The following is a 13321-nucleotide window of genomic DNA, read 5'->3' on the forward strand; positions in this document are numbered from 1 at the left end:
ATTATTTTATAACATATTTCCTAATATAAAAATAAAAAGCAGCTCTAAAGAGCTGCTTTTTATTTTACTTCTACTGTTTCTTCTTTGTGTTCATGTAATTCGCCTTTTCTTACATGAACTTTCACTTTATAAGCACCATTCTCTTTGAAAGTATGTTTACTTTCATACTCCCCTTTATTCCCCTCTTTCGCTGGAATAAATTCGTGTTTTTCAACGCCGTCTTTCCAAATTTCAAGTTGTACTTCAGCACCAGTTAACGCTTCTTCTTTTTGTTTTAAATGAACTTTCATTGTTGACTCAGCATTTGCTTTAATATCACCAGCCATAAGATGAATCATCGTATCACTTTTATGATCCCCATGACCTTCTTCTTTTTTCGCATCTTCAACTTTTGCATTTCCCACAGCCACTTTTACTTCTGGCATAACATGCATTTCACGTGCATTTGTATGAGCAATAACATGATATACTCCATCCGTTTCGAATGTTTTTTCTACAGCATAAACACCTTTTCCTTTATGCTTACCATTTAACATCTCGTGCTTTTCGTCGCCATCTTTCCAAATTTCAAACTTTACATCATCAGCATCTGTTACTTTTTCTTTTCCTTGTGTAACAAGTGCTTGTACTTCTGTTTTTTCACCTGGTTTAATTTCTTTCGGATTCGTTTGAACTGCCACTTTTACAGCTTCCAGTTTTTGTTCTTTTTTCGGTTCTTCTTTGTTTGTATTACAGCCAGCCAACGCTAGCATCGCGATAAATAACGTCACAATAAGTTTTTTCATCATCATTTCCTCCTTCGTACTTTATTTAGTATAGAGGAAATACATTGTAATATTCCAGTCTTCAGCTGAAAACAATGTACGAAATGTTTGTGAAGTTTCTGTGAAACGGTTCCCTCTTCTTAATCTATGAAAAAAGAGCATAGTGACTATGCTCTCGGGTGAAACTGTTTATATACATCTTTTAATCTAGTTTTTGAAACGTGCGTATAGATTTGCGTTGTTGAAATATCTGCATGTCCAAGCATTTCTTGAACAGCACGTAAATCTGCCCCATTTTCTAATAAATGCGTAGCAAAAGAATGGCGTAACGTATGTGGTGTAAGCTCTTTTTCAATATTTGCTTCTTTCGCTAATCGTTTTAAAATTTTCCAAAATCCTTGTCTCGATAATCGATTCCCATGATGGTTTAAAAAGAGTGCATCTACTGCTTTTTTACCCATCAATTCTCTTCTTCCTTTTTCAATATACTTTTGAATCGCTTCTGTCGCTAAGCTTCCTAATGGAATAATTCTTTCTTTATTCCCTTTCCCAATGCAACGAACAAACCCCATCGTTAAGTGTACATCTTCTAAATTTAATGCAATTAATTCTGAAACACGAAGTCCTGTTGCGTACAACAACTCTAACATTGCCTTATCACGAATCCCAAAAGCACTTGCCGTTTTCGGTGTTTGAAGCAATGCTTCCACTTCGTCGATCGATAATACTTTTGGTAATTTCCGTTCCCCTTGTGGCGTTTCAATATGTACCGATGGGTCATGCTCCACCGCTCGTTCACGAAGTAAAAATTGATGAAACGAACGAATCGATGCAATATGACGCGCCAATGTTTTTGAAGATTTCCCGTTTTCTTTTAAATACTGCAAAAAGTTAACAATATGCAAGCGTGTCACTTCATGAAACGTCTTCGTTTGTTCTACATTTTGCAAATACTTCACATAGCTTTTCAAATCACGTTCATAAGATACAACTGTATTTTTCGCTAAACCTTTTTCAACAATCATATAATGAATAAAATCTTTTAATTGATCTTCCAATCTACACTACTCCCCATTTTCATAGAAAAACATCATTCTATTTACGAAAGCATCCTTTTCCGGCTCCTCATTCCCTGATACTTTTTCTACAGTCTCTTCTTTTGGCTTTTCATAACGATGGTAACTTTCATATTCTTCATTTATCCATAGTATAGCGAAATAAAACAAAATCGTACAACTTGTAAACAATAAAAATACTTTCATCCCATCAAAAGTTAATTTTAAAGCTCGGCGCATTGTAAATTCCTCCAAAATATAAGTTATTACAACATATGCCAAGCTTTCACCAATTTATACCTTATTCAAATAAAAAACCTCTTCCTAGTTAAATAGGAAAAGGTTATTTTTCATCCGTTTCATTTTCTTGACAATTTTTACAAATCCCATGGAATGTTAAACGATGATCTTTCACCTTAAAGCTCCAGTCTCGTTCCACTTTATTCTCCACTTCACCAAGTAAATCTTCTTGTATTTCTTGTACAGCACCGCATTGTGTACAGATTAAATGATGATGGAAACGCTGTGCACCTTCTTGGCGTAAGTCATAACGCGAAACACCGTCTCCAAAGTTAATCTTATCGACAACTTTCAACTCAGACAATAACTCTAAAGTTCGATAGACGGTTGCTAATCCGATCTCTGGCGACTTTTCTTTTACAAGGAGGTATACATCTTCTGCGCTTAAATGATCTTCTTCATTTTCTAGCAGCACACGAACTGTTGCTTCACGTTGTGGTGTCAATTTATAGCTCGCTGCATGTAATTGCTTCTTAATTCGTTCAATTCTTTCTTCCATTCGGTACTACTCCCTCCTCGCCACTCTTACACCATTATATCAGAAGAAGGGCTCCTGTCAAAAGAAAAACAATAAAAACAAATTGATAATTATTCTCAAAAAATATTTATTGTTTGTTAATAGCCTCCACAACTTCTTTCATTAAAACTGGTGATGCATACGCTTCGACACTAGAAGCAATAGCTAGTACCGCTCCAATCACGAGAAAAAAGCATGTATAGCGAATTAATAACGGTAATAGTGGCTCAGTTATTTTCCGTATAAATTGATGCCTAATCATGCGTAAGGAAAAGCTTGCAGCAATTGTTGTCATAACGAGAAATACAGGAATTATAATTAAGTTTTGTGGCAATACAGATACAAATGCTAATAATAATCCATTCCATCCGTGCTGACTTACTAAAAAACCTACTGTAAATCCAACAACTACCCCTTTTAAAAATAGTAAGATAAAAATGAGCGGCAACCCAATAATTGAAATCCCCAAAATCCAAATAAAGCCGATATATTTTAATTGCGAAAAGTAACTTTCTCGAAACATTTCGCCCGCGACAGCAAATTCTCCTTTAGAAACTTGTCCAAAAAAACGCTGTAAATAAAATGATAAATCTTGCTTTTGGTTTATTTGTAAACTATTCACAAGAATCGCTCCAAATATTACTCCCATCAGTAATAAAACCGCATTAAATATATATAGTGAAGAATTTTCCTGTATGTGAGACATTACACGGTCTTGCCAAGTTTTTCGCCACATTTTCCTTCCCTCCGTTCACACTCTTACTAAAAATGTATGAAAGAAAGAAAAAAAGTATGACGAATTAACATTGAAATTCCGCTCTACTTTGCTAAACTAAAAAGTAGAGAATAGGAGGGATTTCTCTTGAAACCATTATTATTAGATTTTCCAACATTATTTCAAACTGAGCGCTTGCAAGTACGTAAGCCGTTTCCAGGTGACGGTACAGAAGTATATGAAGCAATCCAAACTTCTCTAGAAGACTTATTACCATGGATGCCAATTACAGCTGAAACAGAAGAACGTGCTGAAGAAATTGTTCGCGAAGCTCACGGACAGTTTTTACTTCGTGAAACACTTGATTTCCACTTATACGATAAAGTATCTGGTACATTCATCGGAGCTATTACTCTCAAGCCTGAAAACTGGGATATTCCAAAGTTTTCACTTCACTTCTGGCTACATAGCGCTTATACAAAGCAAGGCTATATGACAGAAGCCATTAAAGGTGCGATTCAATTTGCATTTGATAAACTAGGTGCTAGAAGAATTGAAATTCGTACTGATGCAACAAATATAAACGCATGTAACTTAGCAGAACGTCTAGAATTTATTTTAGAAGGTACAATGGAAAATGATTTCCTAGCACCCGATGGCAGCTTACGCGATGCACGTGTATATGCAAAAATCAACTAAAAACACTCGCCTTAGGCGAGTGTTTATTTTTGTAATTGTAAATATTGTACTGCAAACATCGTCTTAGCATCATGAATGCGAAGGTCTTTCATAAGATCAATCGCTTCTTCTAATGACACTTCCATTAATTCCACAAATTCATCTTCATCTAAAGCTGCTTTATTTTCTTTTTGTTTTAACCCTGTCGCTTTATATACATATAAAATCTCATCTGCAAAACCAGGTGATGTATAGAAAGATGTAATAAGTTCCATATTTTCACATACATATCCTGTTTCTTCTTCTAATTCACGAACTGCTGTTACCTCGGGCTTTTCCCCAGCTTCTAACTTCCCAGCAGGAATTTCCACAATTGCCTTTTCGAGAGCTTTACGATACTGCTCAACGAGTACGATTTTCCCCTCATCAGTAATAGCAATAATAGCAACTGCCCCAGGGTGATTTACGATTTCACGTTTACTCATTTCTCCATTTGGTAATACTACATCATCAACACGAACTTTTATAACTCTACCATCAAAAATCGGTTCAGTTTTTACTGTTCTTTCTGCAAGATTACTCATACTACTTCATCTCCCTGTTCTATTTCCTAATCGTTCTTCATACATTTTACCACATTGAAAGGAGCGTGATAGAAATGAAAGTTTACATTTTACCAAATCGCGTCACTTTAGTCGGAAAAGCATGGCAAATTCGTCATAAGCTAAAACAATATGGAAAAGAGTATACAACTGTGCAAGAGTGGATTACAGCAAATAAAGTGAAACTTTAATCAGAGGGGGTTTTGTCCATCCCCTCTGATTATTAACCCACACCAATCGGGCTTTTACGGGCAGTTAATCTCCCACCTAACTTCCTCGTATGAGCCGACTTTTAAAGTGGGGGTCTTACTGCCCGTTAAAGCGGGGTAAAAAGTAAACGTTTGTCAACCTCCTTTCCCTTTCGTACAATAAAGGTAAGGAGGTTGACCTATGAAAAAACGTCAATTAGGAAACTCAGATTTATATGTTACGGAAATTGGATTTGGCTGTATGTCTCTTGGTACATCTGAAGTAGAAGCTATGCGTATTATCGATGAGGCAATCGATTTAGGAATTAACTTTTTTGATACAGCGGATTTATACGACTATGGATTAAATGAAGAATTTGTTGGCAAAGCTCTGAAAGGAAAACGTGACCAAATTGTTCTTACAACAAAGGTTGGAAATCGATGGACAGAAGAAAAAAACGGCTGGTCTTGGGATCCTTCTAAAGCTTATATAAAGGCCGAAGTAAAAGAAAGTTTACGTAGACTCCAAACAGATTATATTGATTTATATCAACTGCATGGCGGGACGACTGAAGATCCTATAGATGAAACAATTGAAGCCTTTGAAGAATTGAAAAAAGAAGGTCTTATTCGTCATTACGGTATCTCTTCTATACGTCCAAATGTCATTCGTGAGTATGCAAAACGTTCAAATATCGTTAGTGTATTAATGGAATACAGCCTTTTAAATCGTCGTCCTGAAGAATGGTTCCAGATGCTTAATGAACATCAAATTAGTGTCATCGCACGTGGACCACTTGCGAAGGGCATTTTAACTAACAACAATGCAAGCAAGATAGAAAGAGTAAAGGAAAAAGATTACCTCTCCTATTCTTTTGATGAATTAAATACAACAATCGCGAGTGTAAAAGAAATTATAGGCGAAAGATCTTTAACTGGATCGGCCATTCAATACTGCTTACATAATGAAGCTGTCGCATCTGTTATACCTGGTGCAAGCTCTATTCAACAGTTGCAAGCAAATGTACATGCTGGGAAACAAACGTCGTTAACAAAAGAAGAATATACACAACTTCAGCAAATTGTTAAATTTGATACATATGCTTTACATCGTTAAAAAAACGCTACCGTTGCAGGTAGCGTCTTTTTATAACGTATCATATTTATCAGGATTCGTTCCTACATGTAAATTACGATTTAACGTATTAATTTGATCCATCTCTTCTTCAGTTAATGAGAAATCAAAAATAGTAAAATTCTCCTGAATGCGAGATGGTGTAACAGATTTAGGAATTGTAACAATTCCACTTTGAATATCCCATCTTAATATAACTTGCGCAGGTGTTTTTTCATATTTATTAGCAATCGTTTGAATGATTGGGTGCTGGAACACTTCGCCGCCTCTCATTAAAGGACTCCATGCTTCCATTTGAATTTGCTCACCTTGACAGAAATCACGCAATTCAAATTGTGCTAACATTGGATGAAGTTCCACTTGGTTTACCATCGGCTTCACTTTGCAATTTGGTAATAACAGTTCTAAATGATGTTTATGAAAATTAGAAACACCAATGGCACGCACTTTACCTTCTTCATATAGCTTTTCTAAAGCACGGTACGTATAAACATACTTCCCTCTAATTGGCCAGTGGATTAAATATAAATCTACATAGTCCATTTGTAATTTCTTTAAACTTTTTTCAAACGCCTCGAGCGTCTCCTCGTACCCTTGATCGTCGTTCCAAACTTTTGTTGTAATAAACAAGTCTTCTCGCGAGATTCCAGATTCACGAATCGCTTCTCCGACACCGCTTTCATTTTCATATACAGTTGCTGTATCAATTGAACGGTATCCAACTTCTAACGCTGTTTTTACTGCCTGTTTAACTTCGTCGCCTTCTTTCGCTTTATAAACGCCTAGACCAATCATCGGCATTTTCACACCATTATGAAGTGTAGTAGTTGGAATATGCACAGTCGTCTCCCTTTCATTCTTACATTTTTTATAAACCACAACTTTATTTCAACAAGATTCATTCAAAATGTCAAAACATACGTACAGTTTACATAATAATTTTATACCCTTTTAGAAAGTAACATGAACTCAGTCGTTCACGTTACTTTCTATCCATTCTTTCGCTTTTTCATCAACATTACGTACAAACTCATTTTTCCCTTCTGTATACAACGTGCCATCATATGTATATTTTTCAGCTAGTTCTTTCTTTAAAGTCGCATACGCCTCTGCTTCTTCACAATGAGCCATCATATAATCACGAAATGCTAAATGCCTTGTAATCTCAGAATTTCCTTTTTCAAATACATGCAAATGATACGAGCGTTTCTCCTCAGTTCCATGAATAAAAAAACGACGACCTGAAATACCATTTTCCCCCTTCACAATGTAACCAAGCTCATCAAATTTTTCATTCCAATGATCTACTCTTTCAATATTATCTACTTCCATTATCATATCAATGATAGGCTTTGCCGCAAGTCCTGGCACTGATGTACTACCAATATGATGGATTTTCACCGTTTCTGGCATCGCCAATTTTAATCTTTCGGCCTCCATTTGAAATTTTTCACCCCAATGATTTTCATGCGGAACGACTACAATTTTTCTCATTTAAACTCCCCTTTTCTTACAAGCTCGTCAAAAAAATGATCAGCGGTATTTCACTGATCATTTTCGTTATTATTTAAAGTCTTTCCAAGTAAGATTACTTTCACTTAACAGTTCTTCAAATGATTTATTCTTTTCACGTTCTTTTTGTTCTTTACGCTTTCTTTCTTGTTCTGCTGCCTCTTTTTTCTCTTCTCTCACTTGCAACTCTTTTTTCTTATTCTTTAATTGTTGCATTAACGAATCGTTCAATTGATCACCTAGTGTAAGCGATTCTTTCTCTGGTTGATTCATTTGAGAGTGTCTTTGCATTTGTCTTTGCTTCTTTTTCTTCATACTACTCACCTTTTACTTTTTTCTCCATTATAGAGGATACACGGCAAAATCGACAATAAAAAAGGTACATTACTCTCGCATTCTCTATTATTCATTTCTTGTAAATATGTTAATTTTTCGAAAAAACTAAATTTTACTGTAGATATAATCCTATTAATCTATTAAAATTATGTCGTATGATGTCAGATTATAAAAAAGGAGAAATGAATTATGTGGAAAAAAATTATTCCTGCTGTCGCTGTTTTAAGCACCATTACTTTTTCGAGCGTATTCGCCGCTCCCCCTTCCCAGACTCCAGCTGAACAAAACCGTTACATAGACGTACAAATGCTCGGTATTAATGATTTCCATGGACAACTAGATACTGTTAAAAAAATTAATAACAAAGAAGCTGGTGGCGCTGATTACTTAGCTACATATTTAAAAGAGCGTAAAAAACAAAACCCTAATACACTTCTCGTGCATGCTGGCGATGTTGTCGGAGCTAGTCCACCGGTTTCAGCATTATTACAAGATGAGCCAACGATTGAATTTTTAAATGACTTAAAATTTGATGTTGGTACAATCGGAAACCATGAATTTGATGAAGGTATCGATGAAATGAAACGCCTCATTTACGGTGGATATCACGAAAAAACAGGAAATTTCAAGGGAGCAAACTTCCCTTATGTCGCTGCAAACTTCTATAACAAATCAACTGGGCGCTTATTTTTACCACCATTTACTGTAAAAATGGTAAATGGTGTTCCTGTAGGATTCATTGGCGTTGTTACAACGGATACACCGAATGTCGTTATGCCAACCATGCTAAAGAATGTACAAATTACTGATGAAGTAGAAGCTATTAATAAATCTACTCAGCAATTAAAACGTCTCGGTGTTAAATCTATCGTAGTCCTTGCACATGTTGGTGGAACTACTGATGAGTCTGGTGTAACAAATGGCGACCTTAGTCGAATTGCAAATGAAACTGATCCAGAAGTTGATGTTATTTTCGGCGGACATAGTCATACGTACGTAAATGGTACAGTAAATAATAAACTGATCGTCCAAGCGAACTCTTACGGAATGGCTTTCTCTGATGTAGATGTAACGATTGATAGAAAAACAAAAGATATTGTGAAGAAAAAAGCTGAAGTTGTTACAACATACCATGAAGGTGTCGAACCTGATAAACAAGTAAAACAAAAGTTAGATCAATATAAAGAAAAAATCGCACCCCTTGTAAATGAAGTAGTCGGAAAGTCTACAGCACCTATTGACCGGAAACAAAACGATGCTGGTGAATCTACACTTGGAAATTTAGTTGCCGATGCCCAGCGCCAAACTATGCAAACTCAAATCGCACTTATGAATCCTGGCGGCATTCGCAATGACTTAGACGCTGGCGATATTACATGGGGCGAATTGTACGGCATTCAACCTTTTGGAAATCAATTGATTAAAGTAGATTTAACAGGTCAAGACATTCGCGATATTTTAAATCAACAATGGCAAAAAGGTACAACGAGAATGCTTCAAATTTCAGGTATTCAATATACTTGGGATGCGAGCAAACCAAACGGTGAGAAGGTTACGAATATACGCTTAACAAATGGAGAAGAATTATCTCCATCTACAACGTATAGCGTAGTTGCAAATGCTTTCTTAGCTTCTGGCGGTGATGGATTCGTATCATTTAAAAATGGTAAAAATGCAGAAACTGGTCCAAACGATTTTGAAGCATTAGTCGATTATGTAAAACAAGTGAAAGAACCAATTCAGCCAATTATTGATGGACGTATTCAAAAAATCAACTAAATACTATTTAAACTAGTGCGTGACACTCGAAAGAAGAAGCTCCTTTTATATGCAAGGAGCTTCTTCTTTTAGAGTCATACGTATTGTCATTCTTCTAGTGCAGTAAAGGATACGCACATAGCCCCTTGTTTCCTCGTAGTATATAGAAAACTATAATGGGAGGGTTTATATGTATTTCTATCCAAACAATGACGATACATTATCTCGACAAAACGACAAACTCATTCGTAGTATTGAGAAAGCAATTAATGGAGAATATAGTGCCATTCATTGTTATGCTAAATTAGCTAATTTAGCTCCAGACATAAATGAACGAAATCAAATCCTTGAAATTCGGCAAGATGAAATAAAACATTTTCACCAATTTGTACAAATCTACACCTTTTTAACTGGTAAAAACCCTGAGCCCCAAATCACTGAAGAATGTCCAACTCTTTATTTGAACGGATTAGAATTCGCTATACAAGATGAGCAACGAACAGTTGATTTTTACTTAGAAATTGCAGACGAAGCGACAAATCAACAAGTGAAAGAAACATTTCGGCGCGCAGCAGCAGATGAACAAAATCACGCTGTTTGGTTCCTATATTACTTTTCGAAACAAAACAAAAAATAAAATGAAATAAGACAAAAAGGATACACGCTCTTATATGGAACATAGTATCCTTTCTTTTATTTCTCTGGATACGTTTCATGATTAACATCATACCGTTGCAAAAATTCCTGTAGTGCTTCTTCTACAATTTTAGACTTTTGAATCCCTTTAACTTCAGATATAACATCTAATCTCGCTAATATTTCCATATTAATAGAAAATGTTCGTTTCTTTTTCTCAGCAATTTTACTAATAATTGGAACACTTACTTCTTCCCTTTTTCTTAACAATTCATAAATGCTTTGTAATTGTTCATAAATTAGTAATTGATAGTCTGTTTTGGCATATTGAAGGGCAGTAGCTTCTTGGATTTGCAAATGACGCGGCTCTTCACCATCACCTATAAAGATACGTTTTTTCTGCTCTCCATCATATTCATATCCAATCACCCTTAATTTCTTTGATAATGCATATGGGCTCATTTCAAGCCGTTTCGCTATAATAGCAATTGATTCGCGTCTATTTAAAGAATCAATAATTTCTCCAATCGTCACATTCTCCCTCCTCTCTTAATCGCCTAAGCTTGAAATCTAACCAGTATGTTATGATACAATGATTTTCTAGTAGTATATGCAAAAGAAAGAGCCTGTGCGATTCATACCATTTAAGAAAAGGAGGGTTACATATGCTTTTTCGTAGCCATACCCCTCGGTTTTATAACGAAAAGAAGCAATTAATCCCTAACAGTATCGCTACAATAGAAAACGTTATGATTAATGACCGGAAACAATCTCTCCTTATACGCGGACAAAACGTGGAACAGCCTATTTTATTATGCTGTCACGGTGGGCCTGGTATGGCACAAATTGGCTTTATTCGTCATTTTCAAAAAGAGTTAGAAAAGCACTTTATCGTTATTAATTGGGATCAACGCGGGGCAGGTAAATCCTTTTTATGGAAAGATATCCAAACAAATTTTACGATTGATCAATTTGTTTCAGATGCAAAAGAAGTCATTCACTATCTTCTTAAACGCTTTAAAAAACAGAAATTGTTTCTCGCTGGACATTCTTGGGGGAGTATTATCGGACTGCAAATCGCTAATCAATATCCCGAATATATAGAAGCATACATCGGCATCGGTCAAATCGTACATATGAAGCAAAACGAAGAATTACTATATCAACATTTAATTAGCTCTGCAAAAAAACATGACCATAAAAAAGCATTATCTTCTCTTTTAAAATTGGGGAAACCGCCCTTTTTAGATACAAGACGTCTCATCATTCAAAGAAAGTGGCTTGGTACATTTGGCGGAGCAATACAAAACGGATCTTCCTTTTCTTTCATACGAAAAGGTTTCTTTTCTCCTGAATATACGCTATTAGATTGGTTCAAATTTCTCGCAGGAAATTTAAAGTCCGGAGTTTTATGGGAAGAGATGCTAACAATCGATTTTTTTTCGTCTATTTCAAGTTTATCCGTTCCAGTTTATTTTTGTTCTGGTCGCTATGATTATCAAACTCCTTATGCACTCGTTCAACAATATTGCGATATCATTCAAGCTCCTATTAAAAAGATGATTTGGTTTCCAAACTCGGCACATTCTCCAGATTTAGAAGAACCTGAACTATTCGCCAAATCTTTACAATCAATTAAACAAGAACTATCTTTTCAACATAAATAACGAAAGGCTCTTTTACATTTCATAGAAAACATTTTATAATGATATGTCGCAAGTATATGTCACTGCAAACACTTGCTTGCCTTAACAGAATAAAAATTAGGGAGATTACATTTATTATGAACGCTGTACTCATCGCAGTAGCAGTCATGCTATTGCTTAGTTTGTTACGTGTCCAAGTCATTGTCGCCATTATCGTTGGAGCTTTAACAGGCGGACTTATCGGCGGACTCGGTATTTCAGAAACAATTAGTACTTTTACAACCGGTCTTGGGAACAGTGCTCCCATCGCATTAAGCTACGCAATGCTCGGTGGATTTGCTATTTCCCTTTCAAAAACAGGACTTCCTGATGCAATGATCCAATCAGCTTTAAAATGGATCGGCAACGAACAAGACACGAAAAAACAAGTCTATTCTAAAATACTTATATTATTTATCATTTTAACAATGGCTTGTTTCTCACAAAATGTTATCCCTGTCCATATCGCCTTCATCCCTATCTTAATTCCAGCACTTTTAAAAGTATTAAATGAGCTGAGGGTGGATCGTAGGCTTGTAACATGTCTTATTACATTTGGGTTAATTACCCCTTACATGTGGGTCCCAGCAGGATTCGGAAAAATTTATCATGACGTATTGCAAACAAATGCTGCGCAAAGCGGTCTTACATTTGATGTCGCACTTATTCCAAAAGTAATGACTATTCCAGCAATCGGTATGATTATCGGATTATGTGTAGCGGTTTTCATTACATACCGAAAACCACGTACATATGAAACAGAACAAATTCATGCTGCACAGAATGAAATCGTTCCCTATACGAAAAGAAGCATTACTTTTGGTTTATTATCAATAATCGCTACATTAACTGTGCAATTAGCAACAGAATCAATGATTTTTGGTGCTTTAGCAGGTATTATCGTTTTATCAGTTAGCGGTAGTCTCCCTCTTAAAGAAGCCGATGCTATTTTAACGAGTGGAATGCGTATGATGTCCTTTATCGGATTTGTTATGATTTCTGCCGCTGGATTTGGCGCTGTTCTTCGAAAAACGGGACATGTTGAATCTCTTGTGCAAACGAGTGCACATATAATTGGAAATAATAAACCGCTTGCCGCATTTCTTATGCTCGTTATTGGACTTCTCGTTACGATGGGAATTGGCTCTTCCTTTTCAACAATCCCAATCTTAACAACAATTTTCGTACCGTTATGCGTCCAGCTCGGATTTAGTCCAATGGCAACAATCGCAATTATAGGTACAGCTGGTGCACTAGGTGATGCAGGTTCTCCAGCATCTGATAGTACACTTGGACCAACATCCGGTTTAAATGCTGATGGCCAGCACCACCATATATGGGATACATGTGTTCCAACTTTTCTGCACTATAATATACCGTTACTTATATTCGGCTTTATTGCCGCAATTACACTATAAAAGGTGCGTTTTATCAACGCAC

At 35.9% G+C, this 13321-nt stretch carries 17 protein-coding genes; 7 read left to right on the forward strand and 10 right to left on the reverse strand.

All coding sequences use genetic code 11. The features are described from left to right. Window positions 1-59: 59 nt before the first annotated feature. The 5 genes from QUF93_RS21635 to spoIIM all read right to left on the reverse strand — a co-directional run bounded on the left by QUF93_RS21635 (window position 60) and on the right by spoIIM (window position 3372). A complete protein-coding gene (locus QUF93_RS21635) occupies window positions 60-788 on the reverse strand; it encodes a FixH family protein (protein WP_289360145.1) in 729 nt (242 codons plus the stop codon). Between the two features lie 143 nt (window positions 789-931). Beyond that, window positions 932-1822, reverse strand: a complete 891-nt coding sequence (gene xerD / locus QUF93_RS21640) for a site-specific tyrosine recombinase XerD (protein WP_002122242.1) — start codon at window positions 1820-1822, stop codon at window positions 932-934. A 6-nt stretch (window positions 1823-1828) separates the two neighbouring features. Then, window positions 1829-2059 carry a YqzK family protein gene (locus tag QUF93_RS21645; protein ID WP_002088473.1) on the reverse strand — a complete coding sequence of 77 codons (231 nt, stop codon included), beginning with the start codon at window positions 2057-2059 and terminating at the stop codon, window positions 1829-1831. A gap of 103 nt (window positions 2060-2162) precedes the next feature. After that, window positions 2163-2618, reverse strand: a complete 456-nt coding sequence (gene fur / locus QUF93_RS21650) for a ferric iron uptake transcriptional regulator (RefSeq protein WP_000392654.1) — start codon at window positions 2616-2618, stop codon at window positions 2163-2165. A gap of 106 nt (window positions 2619-2724) precedes the next feature. Continuing rightward, window positions 2725-3372, reverse strand: coding sequence for a stage II sporulation protein M (gene spoIIM / locus QUF93_RS21655; protein ID WP_002111637.1), 648 nt, complete (start codon window positions 3370-3372; stop codon window positions 2725-2727). Window positions 3373-3498: 126 nt separating this feature from the next. Between spoIIM and QUF93_RS21660 the strand changes: the two genes are divergently transcribed. Further along, a complete protein-coding gene (locus tag QUF93_RS21660; RefSeq protein ID WP_002122245.1) occupies window positions 3499-4050 on the forward strand; it encodes a GNAT family N-acetyltransferase in 552 nt (183 codons plus the stop codon). A gap of 23 nt (window positions 4051-4073) precedes the next feature. Here QUF93_RS21660 and QUF93_RS21665 read toward each other — a convergent pair whose 3' ends face one another. Beyond that, window positions 4074-4613 (reverse strand): NUDIX domain-containing protein, encoded by a 540-nt coding sequence (locus QUF93_RS21665; RefSeq protein WP_289360147.1) that lies wholly within the window; start codon window positions 4611-4613, stop codon window positions 4074-4076. Window positions 4614-4687: 74 nt separating this feature from the next. On the opposite strand from QUF93_RS21665, the gene mciZ reads away from it, so the two are divergent. Next, complete coding sequence (gene mciZ, locus QUF93_RS21670) at window positions 4688-4822, forward strand: Z-ring formation inhibitor MciZ (RefSeq protein ID WP_000870297.1); 135 nt, start codon at window positions 4688-4690, stop codon at window positions 4820-4822. Between the two features lie 199 nt (window positions 4823-5021). Then, window positions 5022-5936 carry an aldo/keto reductase gene (locus QUF93_RS21675; protein ID WP_289360148.1) on the forward strand — a complete coding sequence of 305 codons (915 nt, stop codon included), beginning with the start codon at window positions 5022-5024 and terminating at the stop codon, window positions 5934-5936. A 30-nt stretch (window positions 5937-5966) separates the two neighbouring features. Here the strand turns inward: QUF93_RS21675 and QUF93_RS21680 are convergent, their stop codons facing one another. The 3 genes from QUF93_RS21680 to QUF93_RS21690 form a co-directional block, all read right to left on the reverse strand. Then, entirely contained in the window at window positions 5967-6794 is an 828-nt protein-coding gene (locus tag QUF93_RS21680; RefSeq protein WP_289360149.1) for an aldo/keto reductase, read from the reverse strand. A gap of 129 nt (window positions 6795-6923) precedes the next feature. Beyond that, entirely contained in the window at window positions 6924-7448 is a 525-nt protein-coding gene (locus tag QUF93_RS21685) for a GrpB family protein (RefSeq protein ID WP_289360150.1), read from the reverse strand. Between the two features lie 69 nt (window positions 7449-7517). After that, entirely contained in the window at window positions 7518-7781 is a 264-nt protein-coding gene (locus QUF93_RS21690; protein WP_002122262.1) for a YqkE family protein, read from the reverse strand. Between the two features lie 210 nt (window positions 7782-7991). Here QUF93_RS21690 and QUF93_RS21695 point away from each other — a divergent pair, with 210 nt between their 5' ends. Next, window positions 7992-9581: a bifunctional metallophosphatase/5'-nucleotidase gene (locus QUF93_RS21695; RefSeq protein ID WP_289360151.1), complete on the forward strand. Its 1590-nt coding sequence runs from the start codon at window positions 7992-7994 to the stop codon at window positions 9579-9581. A gap of 169 nt (window positions 9582-9750) precedes the next feature. After that, on the forward strand, window positions 9751-10197 hold the full coding sequence (locus QUF93_RS21700) for a ferritin-like domain-containing protein (protein WP_289360152.1): 447 nt from the start codon (window positions 9751-9753) through the stop codon (window positions 10195-10197). Window positions 10198-10253: 56 nt separating this feature from the next. Here QUF93_RS21700 and QUF93_RS21705 read toward each other — a convergent pair whose 3' ends face one another. After that, on the reverse strand, window positions 10254-10730 hold the full coding sequence (locus QUF93_RS21705; protein WP_002122271.1) for a ribbon-helix-helix domain-containing protein: 477 nt from the start codon (window positions 10728-10730) through the stop codon (window positions 10254-10256). A 131-nt stretch (window positions 10731-10861) separates the two neighbouring features. Here QUF93_RS21705 and QUF93_RS21710 point away from each other — a divergent pair, with 131 nt between their 5' ends. Next, on the forward strand, window positions 10862-11863 hold the full coding sequence (locus QUF93_RS21710; protein ID WP_289360153.1) for an alpha/beta fold hydrolase: 1002 nt from the start codon (window positions 10862-10864) through the stop codon (window positions 11861-11863). 116 nt (window positions 11864-11979) lie between these two features. Further along, window positions 11980-13299: a Na+/H+ antiporter family protein gene (locus QUF93_RS21715; protein ID WP_289360154.1), complete on the forward strand. Its 1320-nt coding sequence runs from the start codon at window positions 11980-11982 to the stop codon at window positions 13297-13299. The last annotated feature ends 22 nt before the right edge of the window (window positions 13300-13321 follow it).

The organism is Bacillus hominis (genome assembly GCF_030348325.1).
Taxonomy (GTDB): domain Bacteria; phylum Bacillota; class Bacilli; order Bacillales; family Bacillaceae_G; genus Bacillus_A; species Bacillus_A hominis.

Bases quoted from the DNA above. Each gene is read 5' to 3' on its own strand.
- QUF93_RS21635 (WP_289360145.1), bottom strand. From the start codon at position 788: ATGATGAAAAAACTTATTGTGACGTTATTTATCGCGATGCTAGCGTTG.
- QUF93_RS21645 (WP_002088473.1), bottom strand. From the start codon at position 2,059: ATGCGCCGAGCTTTAAAATTAACTTTTGATGGGATGAAAGTATTTTTA.
- fur (WP_000392654.1), bottom strand. From the start codon at position 2,618: ATGGAAGAAAGAATTGAACGAATTAAGAAGCAATTACATGCAGCGAGC.
- spoIIM (WP_002111637.1), bottom strand. From the start codon at position 3,372: ATGTGGCGAAAAACTTGGCAAGACCGTGTAATGTCTCACATACAGGAA.
- QUF93_RS21665 (WP_289360147.1), bottom strand. From the start codon at position 4,613: ATGAGTAATCTTGCAGAAAGAACAGTAAAAACTGAACCGATTTTTGAT.
- mciZ (WP_000870297.1), top strand. From the start codon at position 4,688: ATGAAAGTTTACATTTTACCAAATCGCGTCACTTTAGTCGGAAAAGCA.
- QUF93_RS21675 (WP_289360148.1), top strand. From the start codon at position 5,022: ATGAAAAAACGTCAATTAGGAAACTCAGATTTATATGTTACGGAAATT.
- QUF93_RS21685 (WP_289360150.1), bottom strand. From the start codon at position 7,448: ATGAGAAAAATTGTAGTCGTTCCGCATGAAAATCATTGGGGTGAAAAA.
- QUF93_RS21690 (WP_002122262.1), bottom strand. From the start codon at position 7,781: ATGAAGAAAAAGAAGCAAAGACAAATGCAAAGACACTCTCAAATGAAT.
- QUF93_RS21695 (WP_289360151.1), top strand. From the start codon at position 7,992: ATGTGGAAAAAAATTATTCCTGCTGTCGCTGTTTTAAGCACCATTACT.
- QUF93_RS21700 (WP_289360152.1), top strand. From the start codon at position 9,751: ATGTATTTCTATCCAAACAATGACGATACATTATCTCGACAAAACGAC.
- QUF93_RS21710 (WP_289360153.1), top strand. From the start codon at position 10,862: ATGCTTTTTCGTAGCCATACCCCTCGGTTTTATAACGAAAAGAAGCAA.
- QUF93_RS21715 (WP_289360154.1), top strand. From the start codon at position 11,980: ATGAACGCTGTACTCATCGCAGTAGCAGTCATGCTATTGCTTAGTTTG.